15 protein-coding genes are annotated in these 19,426 nt (G+C 48.6%); 12 read left to right on the top strand and 3 right to left on the bottom strand.

Going from position 1 to position 19,426, the window contains the following annotated elements:
* Window positions 1–195 precede the first annotated feature (195 nt).
* A complete protein-coding gene (gene trhO, locus NX722_RS01560) occupies window positions 196–1,212 on the top strand; it encodes an oxygen-dependent tRNA uridine(34) hydroxylase TrhO (RefSeq protein ID WP_407647946.1) in 1,017 nt (338 codons plus the stop codon).
* On the opposite strand, the gene NX722_RS01555 is transcribed toward trhO, so the two are convergent.
* Window positions 1,178–1,816 (bottom strand): hypothetical protein, encoded by a 639-nt coding sequence (locus NX722_RS01555; protein ID WP_262566408.1) that lies wholly within the window; start codon window positions 1,814–1,816, stop codon window positions 1,178–1,180. The genes trhO and NX722_RS01555 overlap by 35 nt on opposite strands.
* A 304-nt stretch (window positions 1,817–2,120) precedes the next feature.
* Here NX722_RS01555 and NX722_RS01550 point away from each other — a divergent pair, with 304 nt between their 5' ends.
* Window positions 2,121–4,532 (top strand): hypothetical protein, encoded by a 2,412-nt coding sequence (locus NX722_RS01550; RefSeq protein ID WP_262566407.1) that lies wholly within the window; start codon window positions 2,121–2,123, stop codon window positions 4,530–4,532.
* Between the two features lie 246 nt (window positions 4,533–4,778).
* Here NX722_RS01550 and NX722_RS01545 read toward each other — a convergent pair whose 3' ends face one another.
* Window positions 4,779–5,264 (bottom strand): FKBP-type peptidyl-prolyl cis-trans isomerase, encoded by a 486-nt coding sequence (locus NX722_RS01545; RefSeq protein WP_262566406.1) that lies wholly within the window; start codon window positions 5,262–5,264, stop codon window positions 4,779–4,781.
* A gap of 203 nt (window positions 5,265–5,467) precedes the next feature.
* Between NX722_RS01545 and NX722_RS01540 the strand changes: the two genes are divergently transcribed.
* Complete coding sequence (locus NX722_RS01540) at window positions 5,468–6,253, top strand: hypothetical protein (protein WP_262566405.1); 786 nt, start codon at window positions 5,468–5,470, stop codon at window positions 6,251–6,253.
* Between the two features lie 27 nt (window positions 6,254–6,280).
* Here the strand turns inward: NX722_RS01540 and NX722_RS01535 are convergent, their stop codons facing one another.
* The gene (locus NX722_RS01535; protein ID WP_262566404.1) at window positions 6,281–10,072 is read right to left on the bottom strand and encodes a hypothetical protein; all 3,792 of its coding nucleotides are present in this window, start codon (window positions 10,070–10,072) and stop codon (window positions 6,281–6,283) included.
* 205 nt (window positions 10,073–10,277) lie between these two features.
* Between NX722_RS01535 and NX722_RS01530 the strand changes: the two genes are divergently transcribed.
* The 9 genes from NX722_RS01530 (at window position 10,278) to NX722_RS01490 (ending at window position 19,326) form a co-directional block, all read left to right on the top strand.
* Window positions 10,278–10,871 carry a DNA-3-methyladenine glycosylase I gene (locus NX722_RS01530; protein ID WP_262566403.1) on the top strand — a complete coding sequence of 198 codons (594 nt, stop codon included), beginning with the start codon at window positions 10,278–10,280 and terminating at the stop codon, window positions 10,869–10,871.
* 259 nt (window positions 10,872–11,130) lie between these two features.
* Complete coding sequence (locus tag NX722_RS01525) at window positions 11,131–12,660, top strand: type I restriction-modification system subunit M (RefSeq protein ID WP_262566402.1); 1,530 nt, start codon at window positions 11,131–11,133, stop codon at window positions 12,658–12,660.
* Complete coding sequence (locus NX722_RS01520) at window positions 12,653–13,783, top strand: PDDEXK nuclease domain-containing protein (RefSeq protein WP_262566401.1); 1,131 nt, start codon at window positions 12,653–12,655, stop codon at window positions 13,781–13,783. The genes NX722_RS01525 and NX722_RS01520 overlap by 8 nt, the downstream gene beginning before the upstream one ends.
* Entirely contained in the window at window positions 13,773–13,919 is a 147-nt protein-coding gene (locus NX722_RS01515) for a hypothetical protein (RefSeq protein ID WP_262566400.1), read from the top strand. The genes NX722_RS01520 and NX722_RS01515 overlap by 11 nt, the downstream gene beginning before the upstream one ends.
* Window positions 13,912–14,520, top strand: a complete 609-nt coding sequence (locus tag NX722_RS01510; RefSeq protein ID WP_262566399.1) for an endonuclease domain-containing protein — start codon at window positions 13,912–13,914, stop codon at window positions 14,518–14,520. Before NX722_RS01515 ends, NX722_RS01510 begins: the two co-directional genes overlap by 8 nt.
* Window positions 14,510–15,727, top strand: a complete 1,218-nt coding sequence (locus NX722_RS01505) for a restriction endonuclease subunit S (RefSeq protein WP_262566398.1) — start codon at window positions 14,510–14,512, stop codon at window positions 15,725–15,727. The genes NX722_RS01510 and NX722_RS01505 overlap by 11 nt, the downstream gene beginning before the upstream one ends.
* Window positions 15,727–17,124, top strand: a complete 1,398-nt coding sequence (locus tag NX722_RS01500) for an AAA family ATPase (RefSeq protein WP_262566397.1) — start codon at window positions 15,727–15,729, stop codon at window positions 17,122–17,124. The genes NX722_RS01505 and NX722_RS01500 overlap by 1 nt, the downstream gene beginning before the upstream one ends.
* The gene (locus tag NX722_RS01495) at window positions 17,108–17,743 is read left to right on the top strand and encodes an HNH endonuclease family protein (RefSeq protein WP_262566396.1); all 636 of its coding nucleotides are present in this window, start codon (window positions 17,108–17,110) and stop codon (window positions 17,741–17,743) included. Before NX722_RS01500 ends, NX722_RS01495 begins: the two co-directional genes overlap by 17 nt.
* Window positions 17,743–19,326 carry an HsdR family type I site-specific deoxyribonuclease gene (locus tag NX722_RS01490; RefSeq protein ID WP_262566395.1) on the top strand — a complete coding sequence of 528 codons (1,584 nt, stop codon included), beginning with the start codon at window positions 17,743–17,745 and terminating at the stop codon, window positions 19,324–19,326. Before NX722_RS01495 ends, NX722_RS01490 begins: the two co-directional genes overlap by 1 nt.
* The last annotated feature ends 100 nt before the right edge of the window (window positions 19,327–19,426 follow it).

The raw sequence follows: 19,426 nt of genomic DNA, 5'->3' as shown, positions 1-19,426 counted from the left end.
CCTAACACTTTATGGAAGAAACGCTTCCACTGACTGATACCCACTTCATAGCGAAGAAGACCGCAGCAGTATTTTCTAATCCCCGATTGACTGCTACACTCTCCACCACATTTAACCAACCCATCATCCGGCTTCCTGAACATATCCCCTGATAATGCGTTGTACAATCAATGGACAACAATATGGACAACAATAATGAAAACCGTTGTTTGCGCCCTCTACAAATTCGTGACTCTCACCGACTACCAGTCCCTGCGCCTGCCCCTGTCCGAGGCGATGCACCGACTTCAAATCCGGGGAACCCTACTGCTTGCCCATGAAGGCATTAATGGCACGGTGGCCGGAAGCCGTGAAAACATTGATAACCTTCTGGACTGGCTGAGAGATGATCCCAGACTAAGCGACCTGACCACCAAAGAGTCTTTCACGGATCAGCAGCCTTTCAAACGCACCAGAGTCAAACTGAAAAAAGAAATTGTCACCATGGGGGTCGGGAATATCGACCCGAACCTGAGTGCTGGCACTTATGTAAAACCTCAGGACTGGAACCGACTGATTTCAGATCCGGAGGTAGTCGTGGTCGATACCCGCAATGCTTACGAAGTCCAGGTGGGAACCTTCAGGCATGCTACCAACCCGCAAACCGAAACATTCCGGGAGTTTCCTGAATACGCTGACAAACACCTTGACCCGGCCAGACACAAAAAAGTCGCCATGTTCTGCACTGGTGGTATTCGCTGCGAAAAATCAACGGCCTACCTTAAACAAAAGGGCTTCGAACAGGTGTATCACCTGCAGGGTGGCATCCTCAAATATCTGGAAGACGTTCCGGAAACAGAATCACTCTGGGAAGGCGAATGCTTTGTCTTTGATGACCGCGTCACCGTCAACCACCAGCTGGAGCAGGGACAATACGACCAGTGTCACGCCTGCCGCCTGCCCATTACCGAGGAAGATAAAGCCAGCCCGTTTTATGAGCAGGGGGTCAGCTGCCCACACTGCCATAACAAACATTCCAGCCAGCAGAAGCAGCGTTTCAAGGAGCGGGAAAAGCAGATGCAGCTGGCTAAAGCCAGAGGCGAGGCTCATATCGGTGGGCAGGTTGCGGATACCGTAACATCACGACGCAAACAGAAAATCCGCGACAGGGAGCGTCAGCGCTCCCGAAGTCAGACGATCAGACAAAAAGCTGAGTCACAGCGTTCAGAGTAAGAAGCCCACTGCGAAAACTGTGAACCAGCAAGCCACTGGCTGCCAGAGTGGTCAGTGGAATCAGGCGCCTCTTTTCCTCTCGACTGAAATACCAGAAGGTTCCGGCAGACGTCACCATCAGCATAATCAACTGGGCAAAATGCGGTTCAATATCAAGGGAAGCCGCCATAATGCCAATGCAGCCCGCAATATTGATAAACAGCCACAACGGCGACAGCCTTTTCCCGATGCTGCCCAGAACAGGAAATTTTATCAATGCCCCTCCCGTCCAGGCTTTTGGCTGAATATCAGAAGACAGATGCAGGGCAATACCCAGCGACAAACCGGCAGCAATGGCAGGTAATGCCATAAAATACACGACCATCGGCAACAGTAAGGAATGCGTCAAGCCGGAACGATGGCTTAACCCTGGTATTAAAAAATCCCAGTCCGGCCAGCGTACTCCTGCCATCATGCCAGCCAGAAACAGAAGAGGGTTTTTCCATTGCGCAATCATTGTCCAGTACGGAAAAGCATTTTCCGCACTATAGACAGAAGCAGTTATAGCAATCGCCACCAATGGCGCAGTCAGGAGTCGCATAGACAACAAACAATCGACAAACAAACAAAATGGCTGCGAACTATACAACCATTAACCTACGAATTGAAAGGCAAAGATGGTTTGTAAAGACGTACTGGGTGATTGTGGTAAGCAGCCTGTCAAATCAACAGGTTTGGTTAAGTACCGACTATTTTCTTGCAGCCAGTGAATATATGGGCTATTTAATTCAGGGAAGATAATACTTCTCATTTGTATTAACAATTAATCATTAGATATACCATCCAGATCTCCGGAGGTTGTTTTCATTAATCCAGCTTCCGCCGGTATAGAGCAGCCTGCTTTGTTTGGCTGTGAGGACAGTCTTTATATGAATAAAGTCAAACGCTTTAACATCCTGTACCTGTTCGTACTTGTCATGTACGGATTTTTAGATAAAGCCGTGGCGATCCCCACAAACGCCACCACGCTTAGCACCACTGAGCAGCCTGCTTCTCCATCAGAGTCACCTATGGACCGTTTGAACAGGCTTTGTAATTTTTCGGTTAACATGGGTCGCCTGGATGCAAGTAACGATGCCATTGTGAAAGTCATTGCTGATGGCATGGAAAAATTTTTCCGGGAACACCCGGATGAAGAGATCAGGCGATGTATTATAGAGGTACCTGAACAAAAGTTTAATCTTGATAAACGTATTAATGGTTATAACGATTCCAAAAGTTGGCACGAAAGATTTGGCACAGCTTTTTTACTGGTTGGAAAGGCATACGGTGTCAACATTAGAGAGAATGAGGCATCGTGTACTATAGGGAGCACGTTTATCGCTGGAGAAGATAAAGGGGTTTCGAGTCATATACCGAAAACCTGGACCAATTATTTTTTTGTTACGGATGCAATTACTCTTGATTCCGGTCAAAAGCTTATTGGTATTCCAATTGATGTTAACAAGGTCGCATTGGCGGAAGACTATCATATTTCTATGGCACGAAGAATTTCTGCTAGCTTTTCATGCCATTGGCACTCAACAGACGCCACTTTTAATCAAAATACTAAAAGAGATAATCTTATAAGACTTGCGGGTTCTGGAGTCGTTATTTCAGGCATAACAAACGCCACTTCCTTTTCATATAGACAAAGCTATAGCAAACTGTGTTATCAATATGGGCATTTTGGGTCCAGAAGATTGCACCGTAGAACCATATATCCTGATATGGTGTATTCGGATATGATTAAAATAGACCTGCAGCCAATGAGCTTCAATTATCCCGAGGGATACAGTCTCATCAAAATCACTAACAGCAATCTGTTCCAGATAAATGACGCAATAGTTAATATGTCACTAGAAGAAAATCATCAGGATATTTTTTCAAGATGGCTTGATGACAGGGTGTTTATTAGTTTTCGCAATAATACTTTTAGCTCATGCTATGCCAGTAAAAACAGAGTTCCTAAGAAAGACATTGATACCCCTTTGAAAATAAATCTTCAATATACAGATTATTCAAACAATACGAGAAAAACTCATGTTTTGGATTTCCAGGACAACAAATTCATCACTGACGTCAGAGAAGTATTAGATTTAAAAGTTGCTCCAAATTCTGCAACACTCATAAAGGATAACAGCCTTACTTCTCTGGGTTTTAGTGCGGGAAGAACAGCAGGAATCATTATTTCTGGAATTACAAAGCCGGAGCTGGCAAGCCTGACCTCTCCAGGTTTCCAATTTGAAAATAATGACATTTCCGGTTTTATGACTTCGATTGCTCTGCTCGGACAGCTCGATCTTCACTTAAAATCGAATAAACTCTTAGGGAAGCAACAACCGTTTGGAAGAACGGACTTTCAGATTTATCCAATAAAACTTTCCGGTGATAACAACAACAGCTACCTGAAAGAAATTGAGTCTCCCTGCGAAGCTCTGGAAGAAACAAGCATAGAGGGAGGATTTATATTTTCCGATGGCACGCCCTGCCCTTCTGGTTACATATCTCCTTCTGCTTCCACTTTTACCACCACACCAATGACAAGCCTGGCAGCCACGTCTCTTATTCGCTCAGCTAGTCGGCTTCAAAGCATAACGCCGGGCATTCAGACGACGCCGGTTGTCACAACGTCAAAGGTCAAACTTTCGTCAGAGACCAACATTGCCCCTGCTGTCTCCCAAACAATGGAGAACAGAATCACAACAACAACCAGTACACCAGGTTCAGCATCTACTACCAGCTCAAATTCAATGCTTGTGAACAGCTCGCCGACACCATTGACCCCTTCTCCATCCATGCCAGTCATGTCGACACCCAGTGCGTCAGGCTCAGCACCCACTGTTAGCTCAAATTCAATGCTTGTGAACAGCTCGCCGACACCATTGACCCCTTCTCCATCCATGCCAATCATGTCGACACCCAGTGCGTCAGGCTCAGCACTCACTGTCAGCTCAAATTCAATGCTTGTGAACAGCTCGCCGACACCATTGACCCCTTCTCCATCCATGCCAGTCATGTCGACACCCAGTGCGTCAGGCTCAGCACTCACTGTCAGCTCAAATTCAATGCTTGTGAACAGCTCGCCGACACCATTACCCCCTTCTCCATCCATGCCAGTCATGTCGACACCCAGTGCGTCAGGCTCAGCACCCACTGTCAGCTCAAATTCAATGCTTGTGAACAGCTCGCCAGTACCACCGACACCATCGACTCCGTCTATCACTCCGTCCCTTGACGCAACCTGGAAAAACAGCTCTGAACTTGTGAAAAAAAAAACAGGAACTCCGACGCCTCCTTAAGTAACGGAGGCATAGCAGGAGTCAGTATTGGCGCGGGCGCGGTACTGGCAGGCGTATTTTGCGCTGGCTTATACGTTTACTATCGCTATAAGCGAGCAGTCTCCCAACCTTTTCCAGAAACCGAAGCCAATATTCCACTGACTGATTATGACTGTAAAATACCCTGATATATTACCGCTATAACGCAATAAAAAAGCCGGGCAGTTTGTTGTTACCTGCCCGGCTTTTTTAATCAGCATCCGCTAATTAATGCTCGTGGCCATCCGGCCCATGCACATGTCCGTGATCCAGCTCTTCCTGAGTGGCATCACGCACTTCCACCACCTCAACATCAAAGAACAGGTCTTCTCCGGCCAGAGTATGGTTGGCATCAATCACCACCTGCTTCTCTTCTTCGCTGATGGCAATGATGGTCACAACACGAGGACCAATCGCGGTGTCAGCATGGAACTGCATACCCACTTCCACCTGGTGATCACCAAACTGTTCCAGCGGCACTGGCTGAACCAGACTTTCGTCGTATTCACCATAACCTTCAGCCGCTTCGATAGACACTTTCAGCTTGTCACCCGCCTGCTTGCCTGCCAGCGCAGTTTCCAGAGCTTCCAGAATATTCCCGGCGCCCTGGAGATAAGCCAGAGGCTCGTGACCTTCGGAGCTGTCCATGACCTCACCGCCCTGGTTCTTCAGGGTGTAATGAATCTTTACGACCTTGTTGTCGGAAATTACCATTCGTTCATTATCTCTGGGATGTATTTAATTCAACAGCATACCTGCCTGTCCAACAAACTGACAGTGTTTTATCCCCCATACAGGCTGCGTGCATCCATGATGTCACTACCGCCAGAGGTGCGTTCCCTGCCTGCACTCAGGTGTCATAAGCCCTGCAAATGCTCTATCCTTGAGTCACACTCATCACGGCAGGGAGTAGCGATGTGCTAGTTCCCCTCAGCACTTTATGTGAACACTGTTCTCATTCATTTTCTCTGGGAGAGGCCGCAGAGCGAAGCATTATTGAGTTCTGGCGCAAACACACGCTGATCATCAATCGGGATAATGCCCTTGACCAGTTACTGGTGCGCATCCAGTGCGACGCAGGTACTGCCAGTAACCGTTCTCTTGAAGGTTCACTGTTACAACACAGCGACGAGACAACACCTCTTCTGGCAAGCAGCCAGCATGCGGTGGGACAAAGAACCAACAGGCATCCTCTTTTTTTTCGTGCGCACCATATGTTCAGCGCGCTGCACCAGAACTCCTACCTGAGGAGCGCCAGAGTATTGAGACAATACCAGCACTTAATGGAGAGTCTTCGGGAGTTTTCCTATGAGGCAGTCCAGGATCTGGATGACGACGCCGCAAACGATCTGATGACGTTGCTCGGACAGGTGGAACCCCTGATGGGACAAATGGCCGGTATTGCTGCAGGCAGACCTCAGCCCAGTACCTTACAGCATTTGCGACATCTGGCAACCCGTGTTCCGGTTTACACGCTGGTAGGAAGCGCCATGAGTACCCTGCTTACAACACTGATTGGTGGTTTTTATAGTATGGCCACCTGCCAGGAAGACGACGAATGTCTGAATGCTCAGATCAAAGTGGGTGCGGCCGGCGCCGGGATTGTTTTTTTTGGGGCAGCAGCCATCATTTATCGCTGCCGTTGTGATCCGGCTATACGAGAGTTGAGAAGAATACGGCAATCTCACTCCCACTCCGTTTAATTCACAGGTAGCTGAGGCTGGGAGCCATCAGGCAGCAGCGGCTGCCGGATTAGAGTGATGTACCCTGTTGCACACCTGCTGATGAACAGATGCCGACTCAACGCCACTTTGCTGACTGAGGTCCAGGATATACATGGCCAGCTCCGGGTTCACACCCACTCCTTCCACACCATAAAGTAAACGTAAACCCCAGCGGTAGGCATCCTCCTTGCTCAGTTCGCTTTCCCTGCCTTCAACGATTAGCTGTTGCTGTTTATCCAGCTCACTGACCCGCTTCGGATCCGGGTTCAGGAACATGCAGTCAGCATTCTGCGCCCTGCTCACCAGTATCTGTCCTGCACAATCCCTGATATCACTTTGCGCATTCGTCGCAAGGCGCTCCAGTTTTGCCACCGCTGTATAGAATTCATATATGTCTGTTGTCCGGGTCAGGGTATCACCACACTGTGCCAGAATGGCATAAGGATCGTTGGCCTGAGCCTTCTCATTCAACCGCTGACTGGCTCGGGTGTATCCACCTCTGGATGCCCTGGCTAACAGGCTGGCAACCCTTGCCTGCTGCACGCGAAGCCGCTTTTCATCACCTTCCTTCAATGGCTGGCTTTCTGATGGAGAGCTATCTGGTGACGAGTTCTCTAAAGGAATGTCCATCTGATCGTTCAGGAGAACGGCGGCAAAATAGTTCAGTCGGGGGTTATAGGGTGCCTGCTCCAGAGCCTGTTCCATTACTGTCAGAGCCTTTTCCGGTTCGCCTTCACGTTGCAGGTTCTGGAATAAAAGGACAGGGTCAACCTGTCGGGCATAAGGTTCAGCCCTGAAGGTATCCAGACTTTCTGCTGGCGACTGGATAAACTCCCTGACCTGCAAGGCTCTGTTAACCGTTTCCGGATACTGAAGGAACAAACGGTAAAACACTGGCAGGTCAGCCACAGCCTCTGGATTTCCTGCCCTCGCCTGTTCCAGAATACTGTTCATATCAACCCGCTGAAGAATACTGACGGCCTCCTGCTTCGGGGCCATCCTGCAGGTTTCCTCCAGTACTCGCAGGCTGTCTTTTTTTCCGGTGCTGACACGATTATTGACGCTATGCAGCAGCTCCCGATAGTTGTTGTTCATTCCCATCAGTTGCACACCGGTGTTTTCGTGCAACAGCCCGGCTACCGACACCCCGCCTTTTTCATTCATATGCTCTGAGCCAACCTTGAAAAGCGGTACCGGCAAATGCCAGCCTTTTACGTTCAGTTCCAGCCACAGCCGCCCCTCATGAACATTGATAGCCGATACATCCAGACGATTAACCAGCCCCTGGAACATCCCCAGCAGGTAGCCTGCTGCCTGCCCCGTCATGGTTTTTCCGGCTTCCTGAGTATGCTCGATATCCAGTCCGGATACCTGCGACTGGTCGCTGAGAATTTCGCCATTCATGACCTTGAGGGAGATATCACAACGGAAAATTCGCCCTTCAACCAGTGCCGGGGTAATCCATTGCCGATACGCCTCCGGCAATAGTTCAATATTTTTCAACAACTCACTGCCATCCAGCTCAACCCGGTTTAACCGGATCATCCCACTGCCTTGTTCATCCAGGTCAGCCTCTACCTCACCTAGCCTGACACCCGCTATTCCAAGGTCATTTAATTTAAGTGACTGCAACTGAGCATAAGCCAGGGTTTCAGGCACATCCTGAACACCACCTGCATTTTGCTGCACAGCCAGATCCAAAGCTTCAACACTCCCTGAACCACGCACTGGCACCCGCCACTCATTGCCCGGACTTTTTACCCGAATATCGCCAGAGCCTTTGCCTTTGATACCATCCATTCTGACATGATTGCCACGACCCTCTTCCTGAGCCTGACTGTCCACGACAACGGAATCAAAGGATAAACGGCCACTGCCAGGCAGAGAGACTTCCAGCGGACCTTTGGCGATCATCATGGTTTCCGGCGTTGTCTTTATATCAACCTGCCCCAGTTCACCGTGGTAATGGGTTTCACCGTCTTTTTTGATGACTGAGAGTTCTGCATCAAGCCCCTGTACACGACCATGGAGGTCCAGTTTCAGCTCTTTGTCCGGTAATTCCTCACGCAGATCGACATCCATCATAAAGTCGTTAAGTCTGGTCGTTACCGAACGGTCGCTTCCCTTTCTTTCAATATTTACATGTACTTCTCCGGCACCAAGATCCAGATAGGTTGCGCCTTCATTAAACGCTTCCAGCTGGTCCGCCCATATATCCAGCTGCTCCTGCCCCAGAGTCTTGCAAGAGCGCTGTTCGTGAATACAGTCCATATTAAAATCTATTTCAGCGCGAGCGATGTTTGCCCTGAAACGCTCTGAATGCTTGCTCAAAACACCGGAAGCGGTTGAAGTGACCGGTGCGTCCCCGGGCATCACCGCCATCGGAACCTGTATCATTTTCTTCAGGGTACGACTGGCAAGATCAGAAGCCTGTTCAGTATCACAGTACAGGTTGCCTGTCTGCAGACTGAAACCCCTGGTTTCCTTTTCGCCATCCTGCACTTCATGAGCCTGACGGCATTTCATCTGTCCACAGAGGTCTTCAACCTTTAACATGGGATGCTTCTGGTCATGGTCAAACAGCTCCAGTTCATCAACCCGAAAATCGACAGGCATTTTCAGATCGGCCATCAGCCGTTCAATCAGGCGACGATTACCATAAACAGATCGAGCAGCGATACGACTGACGGCGCCCGGATCAATGTCCTCCAGCCTTGCCGACACCTTCGCTGCTGATAACCCCAGGTGGCTTAGCTGAAACTTCGCTTTCTTGTTCTCCCGCAGGTGCCGGATGTTTTTAAACAGGTTCTTAATTGCATTGCCCTGAATATAGGAATTAACAAAAGGCATTACCCGCCCTTCCAGGGTCAGCTCGGCATCCTCAATGTCAACACTGACACGAATCGGAGGTTTTCCGGGAACCGAAACAACCAGCGTGGCCTTCACGTCAGCCTTTAGCCTTGGAACCAGCTCACCACTTGCGCTGCTGACCACATCAACGCCCGTTACCGTCATATCGATATTTTCAAGGCTCGCTTTGCCACCCGCCAACTCAATACCGGCTAAATGAACCTTGTGACTGCTGATTTCTCCACGGTTGATTTTCTTGAGCGCCTTGACCAGCTGAATGTAATTATGAGCCTCATCCAGTTCTGCCTTTTTAGCTTGCTTAACGTTTCTGCGCAGACTTTTGACCAGTTTCCTGGAAGCTGCCCGCTCATCACCACTCAGAGATTTGCCCAGCTTAAGTAACTGTTGCAGATTTTGTAACTGATCTTTTATGAGATGAACGGTCGCCGAGGAGTATGACACAAACTTCTGCCTTACCGAGCTCATATCCAGTACCATGCAGACAGCAAGCGCCATAAACCGATCAATAAACCTGCGCCTGGGCAAACCAGCACATTGCGCTTTAGACAGAGGTCGGGTCGCGGGGTGTGGCGTCTGGCGGGGGGCAGGCTGCCACAATATCGAACCGGAACCGATTGTGTCACCTTTTACATGAACCGGCCTTATCCTTCGGCGCTTAAGCTGGCGTGCCGGACTTTGGTAAGGGCTGGCTCCACTGTTCGAAAAATCGGTCGGAGGGACAACACTGACATCCCTGAAGTCTGACGTTCTGCCTGTTTCCGAAGCGCCCTGGTCAACTGGCCCGGAGAGTTTCGTTGAAGTGCTTTTCCCTGTTGACTGAGGTTCAATGCCATTAAACATTGCCAGAGTATCCCTCTCACTGTTTTCGCTTATCCAGCCATTCGGTCTGCCCGGTTTTTCCTGTGTGCTATCGGCAATATTCAGCAAGCATTGATTCAATGCCTGACTGACTCAAAGTGATGTATTTAGCGGGAAGGAGGATTTGTATTAGTTGAATCAAGCTTCAGGCAGTGTCTCATTTTGTGCGGCCAATATTTGAAAGTATCAGCCAAAATTACTGACAATGTTTGTGAACGAGATTTTACAGGCTGCCAGCTCCATCGAGGCATAACTTTCCACAAAGGACTACACGATGACACAACAACTCGTCAGCCAGGAGCAGCGATGCCACTGGTGTACAGGCGATGAGCTTTATATTCGTTATCATGATGAAGAGTGGGGGGTTCCCTGCCATGATGACCAGACCCTGTTTGAATTTCTGATTCTTGAAGGCGCACAGGCAGGACTGAACTGGCTGACCATTCTCAAGAAACGCGAAGGTTACCGAAACGCACTGGCTGGTTTCGATGTGCAGAAAGTCGCTCGGTTTGACGAAACCGACATAGAACGACTTTTAAACGATGAAGGCATTATCCGTAATCGTTTAAAAATAAATAGCGCCATTACCAACGCCAGATCATTCATCAAAGTACAGAAAGAGTTCGGTAGTTTCGACACCTACATCTGGCAGTTCGTCAACCACCAGCCCATCATCAACCACTGGAAAACCATGGACGAAGTCCCCGTAACAACCCCTGAGTCAGAGGCCATGAGCAAAGACCTGAAAAAGCGTGGCTTCAAATACGTCGGCAGTACTATTTGTTACGCCTACATGCAGGCAATGGGCATGACGAATGATCATATTACGTCGTGTATATCCTACACTGCATGTCCGGATTTCGGTTGACGCATAAACTGTAAATATGTCTTATATGGTGAAAATTTGACATCCTCCCCCACCTGAGTCGGTGGAGGATTCCTATCAGGCGGCTGCTCCCATAGCACTGCCAGATATAGAGACACAAAATTGTATCGCCAAACTCTATGCTGCCAGCGTCAGAGAGAACGCACTGCTACAGAAGCTCATGACTAACCGACAACAGCAGCTTAACGCTATTGCCAACGATTTAATCTCACACTCTTCAGAGCATTAACCGAGAACACTTATGCCAAATTCGCCCATCGATCAGCAAGAGATCAACAATACCGTCTGGAAAGCATGCGATACCTTCCGTGGAACCGTCGATCCGTCGATTTACAAAGACTTTATCCTCACCATGCTGTTCCTGAAATACATCTCCGATGTGCATCAGGATAAAGTAGACGAACTCAGCAAGCAGTTTGGTGACAATCCTGCCATGATCGAAGCGATGATGGCGAGCCAGTCCTTTAAAATTCCGACAGGTTCTACCTTCTGGGATTTATACGAACACCGCCATGAAGCGGGTAACGGTAGCCGTATTGACCAAGCCCTGCATGCTATTGAAGAAGCCAACGGAACCAAGCTGAAAAATGTGTTTCAGGACATCAGCTTCAATACCGACAAGCTGGGTGATGAAAAGCAGAAGAACGATATTCTGCGCCACCTGCTGGAAGATTTCGGTAAAGAAACCCTGAACTTGCGCCCAAGCCGTGTTGGTTCTCTGGATGTGATTGGTAATGCTTATGAATACCTGATCAAGCACTTTGCTGCGGGTAGTGGTAAGTCTGCGGGTGAATTCTATACCCCGCCTGAAGTGTCCGACCTGCTCTCTATTCTGCTGGAACCTGAAGAAGGCGACCAGATTTGTGATCCGGCCTGTGGTTCTGGCTCTCTGCTTATGAAGTGTGGCAAGCAGGTGCAGAAGAACTATAACGGTTCTAAAAAGTACGCCTTGTTTGGTCAGGAAGCTATTGGCTCTACATGGTCGCTGGCAAAAATGAATATGTTCCTGCACGGCGAAGATAACCACCGTATTGAGTGGGGCGACACTATTCGCAACCCTAAGCTGCAAGACAGTAATGGTGGCTTGCTGCACTTTGATGTGGTGACAGCAAATCCTCCGTTTTCACTGGATAAGTGGGGACATGAAGATGCAGGCAATGACACGTTTGCCCGTTTCCGTCGTGGTATTCCGCCCAAAACCAAGGGGGATTACGCCTTTATCTCCCATATGATTGAAACCCTGAAACCTGGCTCTTCATCAAAGCAAGGGGGACGTATGGGCGTGGTTGTGCCTCACGGTGTGCTGTTCCGGGCATCCAGCGAAGGCAAAATCCGTAAACAGCTGATTGATGAAAACCTGCTCGATACCGTTATTGGCCTGCCAGAAAAACTGTTCTTTGGTACAGGGATTCCTGCGGCGATTCTGATCTTCAAAAAGCAAAAAACTGACGACAAAGTACTGTTTATTGATGCTTCCCGTGAGTTCCAGTCGGGTAAAAACCAGAACCTGCTCACTACTGACAATATTCAGAAGATTGTTGATACCTATCAGGATCGCAAGACGGTGGACAAATACGCCTACCTTGCCACTCTGGAAGAAATTCAGGAGAACGATTACAACCTGAATATTCCCCGCTATGTGGATACCTTTGAGGAAGAAGAAGAGATTGATCTGATGGCGGTGCGGAGTGAACGGTTGGCGCTGCAAAATGAGCTGACTAATCTGGAAGCGGAAATGGCGGGTTATCTGGAGGAGTTGGGGTATGAGTGATAAAGATCATAAACACGAAAAGCGCAAAGAACGGGTGCCATCTAAACGTGATGGAGTGTGCTTTCCAGTCGGTGAGAGCCTGAGTAACCTGCCCGGAGATTACCCCGATTTCCTGACCCGGATGATTGATATCATCGCCGGTCAGAGAGTGACAGCCCTACACAAAGTTAATGTAGAGCAAATACTGTTGTACTGGCAGCTGGGGCAACACATTCTGATCAAACAACAGCAAGCTGGCTGGGGCGCAAAGGTCATTGACCGGCTATCGCAAGACCTGAAAAAACAACTGCCCGCACTGTCTGGATTCAGCCCCAGAAACCTGAAATACATGACAAAATTTGCTGCCAGCTGGCCAGATGCTGAAATTGTGCAACGCACCGTTGCACAATTGCCATGGCGCAGCAATTGCGCTTTGCTGGACAAGGTTAAAGAGCAGAACGTCCGTCTCTGGTACGCACAGGAAGCACTGGAACGGGGGTGGAGCCGGGACATGCTGGTTTTCCATATCGACAACAACGAGTTTGGCCGACGGGGCAAAAGCATTAACAACTTCCCTGAAACCCTGCCCCCCGTTCAGTCGGATATGGCGGTGCAATTATTTAAAGATCCTTACTTGTTTGATTTTATAGGGCTGGATACACCTAAACGGGAAGCAGAACTGGAAAAACGTCTGCAAGAACATCTGGAACAGTTTCTGGTGGAGCTCGGCCAGGGTTTTGCCTTTGTGGGACGACAGGTACATCTTGAGCTGGGCAACCAGGACTTTTACGCCGACCTGCTGTTTTACCATTTGAAAATGCGCTGTTATGTGGTGGTGGAACTGAAGATAGGTGCGTTTAAGCCAGAGCATGTGAGCCAGCTACACCTGTATCAGGCTGTCATTGACGACCAGATGCGCCACGACACCGACCAGCCCACTATCGGCTTACTGTTGGTGAAAGAGAAGAACAATCTGGTGGTTGAATACGCTCTGTCAGGTTACAACAACCCCATTGGTGTCTCTAACTGGCAACAGACCATGACCCAACAGTTGCCGGAAGACCTGCAATCCAGCTTGCCCACCATTGAAGAACTGGAGCAAGAGTTATCCGCCGTTTTGGAGGCATCAAGCCATGATGAATAACAATGGTGCGGCAGTGTCGCACCTTTCTTTACTGCTGCCTGCCCATTTTGTGCAACGCAGCGTTGCACAATTTCTCTGCATGACGGCTTTGGAAGCTGAAATCGCAGGCTATCTGAAGGAGCTTGGGTATGAGTGATGACCAGTTTGACTCTGCCCTCCCCTTGCCACGGGAAGGAACAAGGGAGCAGGCAGGCACTGATCGCCCCTCCCCCTGTCAAGGGGGAGGCCGGGAGGGGGTAAAGGAACCCGTACGGCTATTCAACCGTCCCCAGTACAAAGCGCGTCGTATCAGCCTGCGTAAGAACCAGACCGCTCCTGAGCAGCGTTTCTGGCGGTCAGTGCGTCAGAAACAGCTGGGCGTTAAATTTCGCCGTCAGCACGGTATTGGGCATTACATTGTCGATTTTTACTGCCCGGAGAAAAGGCTGGTGGTGGAGCTCGATGGTGAGAGCCACTTCATCACGGCAGAAGCAAAAAACCGCGACACTCGAAGAGACCTGGAGTTGAGAGAGCTTGGGTTGACAGTGATGCGGTTCAGTAATGAGGACATTATGCACAACCTTGAAGGGGTTCTGGCGGTGGTGCTTGGTTTTGTGAATGGGCTGAGTGACCCCACCCCAGCCCTCCCCTTACCAGGGGAGGGAGCGGACGGTGCCAGTCACTCCGACACCTGCCAGGGGGAAGGGCAAGAAGTTATTGCCTCTACCGTAAAGGAGGAGTTGGGTTATGGTGCCTGAGGGTTGGATTGGCGCTCCTGTTAAGGACTTTGGCGTAGTAAACGCAGGAAGACAAAGGTCTCCTAAGTTTAAAGATGGGTCTGTGCGCCAATATTTGAGAGTTGCAAATGTGTTTGATGATAAAATTTGCACTAAAGATATTCTCTCAATGCGATTTACTGAAAAGGAATATGAGAAGTATCAACTTCATCATGGAGACATATTACTTAATGAAGGCCAGAGTGTAGAGCTTGTTGGTAGGCCAGCGATGTACACAGGCTTTCCTGAAGAATGCTGTTTTCAAAATACTCTTGTAAGATTTCGTGGCAACAACAAGGTTGACCGTGATTACGCCCTACAGCGCTTCCGGCTATGTTTATATGACGGTACATTTCAGGGTATTGCAAAAAAAACCACGTCCATAGCACATCTCGGAGTTTCAAGATTTGCAGAGTTACAACTTTGCTGGCCGCCTCTTACAGAACAACGCAAAATAGCAAAAATCCTCAACACCTGGGACAAAGCCATTGCGACCACCGAAAAGCTGATTGAGGCCAGCAAGCAGCAGAAAAAAGCACTAATGCAGCAGTTGCTGACAGGGAAAAAGCGTTTTGCTGGGTTTGTGGGGGAGTGGGAAATTACTCCTATCTCACAATTGATTACCGAAAGCCGCACTTCAGGAACCAACGGAGAACGTGCTAGAAAACTTACTGTAAAGCTGTATGGTCGTGGAGTCACTGAAAAAAAAGAAAAGCGTTTAGGCAGTGCCTCAACCACGTATTACAAAAGAAAAGCTGGTCAGTTTATCTACAGTAAACTGGATTTTCTGAATGGGGCTTTTGGTATTATTCCTAAGCATTTAGATGGCTTTGAGTCAACTTTAGATCTACCTGCTTTCGATTTTACTCAGAATGTAACACCTAAGTGGTTCATTGAGTTTGTCTCAAGGGATGATTTTTACACATCTAACCTTGGCTTAGCTAATGGCGGCCGAAAAGCACGAAGAGTTAACCCAAAAGATCTACTTCAAGTTAAAGTTCACGTACCTTTGTTGGATGAACAACAAAAAATCGCCTCAGTCCTAACTGCCGCAGATCAAGAAATCGAAACACTGGAAACAAAACTCACCCACCTCAAACAAGAAAAAAAAGCCCTGATGCAACAGTTGCTGACCGGTAAGCGCAGGGTTAAGGTGGAACAAAACGGTATCAAGCAGGGAGAAAGTTAATGGAGGTTAAAAAGCTGACATTACGCAATGTCGGGCGTTTTTCAGAGCTGGACATTTTACTGGCTCCCCTTGGGAACCTGAACAGCAATGTTACCGTTTTTGTGGGTAATAATGGTTCCGGAAAAACCTCGATTCTGCGATCACTGGCCACCTCCCTGAGCTGGCTGGTCTCCCGTATCCAGAGTGATAAAAGTGCCGGTAGTCCGATACCAGAGCTGGCCATAAAGAATGGTAAAAACTCGGCAGCGATGGCCGTTGATGTGTTCTGCTTTACCGGTAATCCCGATGACCCTGATGCTGAAGGGTACTCTGATGAAGATAATTATTTATCGTGGATGGTTGCTAAGGCTCGCAAAGGCCGCAAGGGTGAGTTCAAAAGTGAATACTCTGGCGCTAAAGCTCTGGCTGACCACTATCGGACATCACTCTCCAAAAATGAAACAGCCAGTTTACCGCTGATGGCTTTTTATTCTGTTGAGCGGGTAGTGCTCGACATCCCCCTGAAAATTAGAGACAAACACACTTTCCTGCAACTCGATGGTTATGACAAGTCCCTTAGTCAGGGCGTTGACTTCAGGCGTTTTTTTGAATGGTTCCGGGAGCGCGAGGACAGCGAAAATGAGTCTGGTCTCTCGGATGATATTCTTGACCAGCTGCGCTCAGTACTAAAAGAAGATGAAGATACCTGGAAACGGCTGAATGAGTTGAAAGCCTCATCAAAAGACAGGCAGCTGTCAGCGGTTCGCTCCGCTATTTACAAATTTATGCCAGAGTTTTCCAACCTGCGGGTAAGGCGTAAACCAAGGCTGCATATGTCGATTGACAAAAATGGTGAAGCGTTCGATGTCGCCCAGTTATCCCAGGGCGAAAAGTCATTGATGGCATTGATTGGTGATATTGCCCGGCGACTGGCGGTGATGAATCCGGCACTGCAAAACCCGCTGGAAGGCGATGGCATTGTTTTGATTGATGAAGTGGATATGCACCTTCATCCCCAGTGGCAGCGCAGTTTAATCAATCAACTGACGGCAACTTTCCCAAATTGTCAGTTTGTGCTAACCACTCATTCACCTTTGGTGATCAGCGACAGTAAAAATGTGCTGACCTACCTGATTGACGATGATGAATTAAAACAGCTGAAACCGTTGTATGGTGAAGATGCCAACACGGTTCTGCTGGATATTATGGATACCGATATCAGGAATAAAGACATCAATATTCAGCTGAATGATCTTCTTGATGCCATACACGATGCTGATTTGACACTGGCCCATCAGTTACTGAAGGGGTTAGAAGAGGAACTTCCCGAGACTAATCTGGAACTGACCAAAGCCCGGTTACTGCTTCGTAAAAAAGAGCTTCGTAAAAAGGAGTTGCGTAGTGCGAAGAATCAGTAAAATTGAAGGGTTTGAGCCTGAAAGCTTGCGGCAGTGGAAAGCCAGAAACCCCAGAGGTAATTATGGAGACCTGACGGAAAAGGAACGACAGGATATCCGTGCTGCCTGTTTAGAAGAGCAGTTTTACCTGTGCGCTTATTGCTGCCAGTCTATTTCCGGTGAAAATAGTGATTGCATGAATGAACATGTCGAGGCTCGCAGGATTGCCCCTAATCGCAGTTTGGATTTCACCAACATCGTTACCAGCTGCACAACGTTAAAACAATGTGATGACGCTCACGAGTCAAAGCCGTTGCCTTTGACTCCGTTCATGCCTGAGTGTGAAACAGAGTTTGAATTCAAACTGAGTGGACGGGTTACCGGAAAGTCGGCCAGAGCCATTGAAACGATAGCAGTTCTTAATCTTGGTGACCGGGAGCAGAACAACCGCAGCTTGATTGAAAAAAGAAAGTCGTTAGTCCAAACGCTTCTGTTGAACAATGGTGTTGATCCGGAGGAAGGGCTGGATGATGACGAACTGATTGAAATGGTGATTGAGGACATTTCCAAACCAAAAAATGGCAAACTGGAAGCCTATGCGCCAGTGGTGGTGAATGTACTCAGACAATGGGTGAAATAATGTCTGATGTGATGTTGGCGAACTTTAAGGAAGAACAAAGCGCAAAAATCCCCGCCCTGACTCTTCTGACTCATTTAGGCTACCAGTTTATTCCCCCGGCTGAATGCCTGACACAACGGGGAAGCCGGTCTACCGTTATTCTGCCTCAGGTACTGCGTGAACTGTTGGCAAAAAAAACCTTTACCTTTATGGGAAAAGAACACCCACTGTCGTCAGCCGCTATCGACAAAATTGTTCACGAACTGGCGACACCGGCTATGAACGAAGGGCTGAAAGCTGCGAATGAAAAGTTCTACAACGCCCTGACCTACGGCATTGGTATCACCGAGTTTGTGGGCGGCAAAAAAGCCAGCCCAACCATTCAGGTTATCGACTGGGAAAACCCGGAAAATAATGTTTACCACTTTACCGAAGAGCTGGAAGTGGAGAACAGTCAGGGAACCGGCAAACGTATTCCCGATCTGGTCTGCTTTGTGAATGGCCTGCCCTGGGTGGTTATTGAAGCTAAACGACCAGACTCGTCTACCGAAGGCAAGGCTACCGTTTCAGAAGGCATTTCACAGAATATCCGCAACCAGAAGATCGATGAGATTCCGCATCTGTTTGCTTACAGCCAGTTACTGCTGTCGGTGAATGGACATGAAGGTCTTTATGCCACCTGCGGTACACCAGAAAAGTTTTGGGCGAAGTGGAAAGAAGAAGAGATTACTGAAGCAGAGTTTTCCAAACTTAAAAACAAGGCGCTATCCAAGATTCAGCTTGATTCTGTTTTTGCTCACAGACCTCAAAAAGTCCGTGAAGAGTATGAGTCTCTGGTTGCTGGCGGTGATCGGGTGGTGACTGATCAGGATCGTCTGCTGGTTTCGCTCTTGCGACATGACCGTCTGCTGGACATGACCCGCCTTTTCACTCTGTTTGATAAAAAAGCGGGGAGGATTGTTGCCCGATATCAGCAGGTATTTGGTATCAAAGCTTTGGTTGAGCGTATTACTTCTTTTGACGACAAAGGGGCTCGTAATGGTGGTGTCATCTGGCACACCACAGGCTCCGGCAAGTCATTTACGATGGTGTTCCTGTCTAAAGCTCTGATCTGGCTGAAAGAACTCGCCAGGTGTCGAGTCGTTGTTGTCACTGACAGGGTTGATCTGGAAGACCAGCTTGCCCGTACTTTTGCTTCTGGTGGTGCATTGTCCGGCAAGGACAAGAAAGAGGCTATGGCAACAACAGGCCGACGACTGGCGGAGCAGATTGGCAAGGGTAACGAACGCATTATTTTTTCGATCATCGATAAGTTCCGAACCGCCATTAAATTGCCAGAATGCCATAACGACAGTCCGGACATGATTGTGTTGGTTGATGAAGGTCATCGCAGCCAGAACGGTGAGAATAATATCCGTATGCAGCAAGCTTTGCCTAACGCTGCTTTTATTGCCTTTACGGGTACGCCCCTGCTGCAAGACGATAAGACTGAAAACAAGTTTGGCAAGATCATTCACTCCTACACGATGCAGCAGGCAATGGGCATGACGAATGATCATATTATGTCGTGTATATCCTACACTGCATGTCCGGATTTCGGTTGACATAAACTGCCTTTGGCAGTGAGAAAGCCCAGCAAGATCCGGATGGTGATGGCAGAAATGTCGTGATATCGTTGAGGCTTCCGGGGCAGTATTGCTACTC

It is taken from the genome of Endozoicomonas gorgoniicola, from assembly GCF_025562715.2.
GTDB classification, from domain to species: Bacteria; Pseudomonadota; Gammaproteobacteria; order Pseudomonadales; family Endozoicomonadaceae; genus Endozoicomonas_A; species Endozoicomonas_A gorgoniicola.
Note: the sequence above shows the minus strand (reverse complement) of the source record. Positions and strands in the feature narration are given on the sequence as shown.

Coding starts and splice junctions, on each gene's coding strand:
- trhO (WP_407647946.1), top strand. CDS start 196: ATGAAAACCGTTGTTTGCGCCCTCTACAAATTCGTGACTCTCACCGAC.
- NX722_RS01550 (WP_262566407.1), top strand. CDS start 2,121: ATGAATAAAGTCAAACGCTTTAACATCCTGTACCTGTTCGTACTTGTC.
- NX722_RS01545 (WP_262566406.1), bottom strand. CDS start 5,264: ATGGTAATTTCCGACAACAAGGTCGTAAAGATTCATTACACCCTGAAG.
- NX722_RS01530 (WP_262566403.1), top strand. CDS start 10,278: ATGACACAACAACTCGTCAGCCAGGAGCAGCGATGCCACTGGTGTACA.
- NX722_RS01525 (WP_262566402.1), top strand. CDS start 11,131: ATGCCAAATTCGCCCATCGATCAGCAAGAGATCAACAATACCGTCTGG.
- NX722_RS01520 (WP_262566401.1), top strand. CDS start 12,653: ATGAGTGATAAAGATCATAAACACGAAAAGCGCAAAGAACGGGTGCCA.
- NX722_RS01515 (WP_262566400.1), top strand. CDS start 13,773: ATGATGAATAACAATGGTGCGGCAGTGTCGCACCTTTCTTTACTGCTG.
- NX722_RS01510 (WP_262566399.1), top strand. CDS start 13,912: ATGAGTGATGACCAGTTTGACTCTGCCCTCCCCTTGCCACGGGAAGGA.
- NX722_RS01505 (WP_262566398.1), top strand. CDS start 14,510: ATGGTGCCTGAGGGTTGGATTGGCGCTCCTGTTAAGGACTTTGGCGTA.
- NX722_RS01500 (WP_262566397.1), top strand. CDS start 15,727: ATGGAGGTTAAAAAGCTGACATTACGCAATGTCGGGCGTTTTTCAGAG.
- NX722_RS01490 (WP_262566395.1), top strand. CDS start 17,743: ATGTCTGATGTGATGTTGGCGAACTTTAAGGAAGAACAAAGCGCAAAA.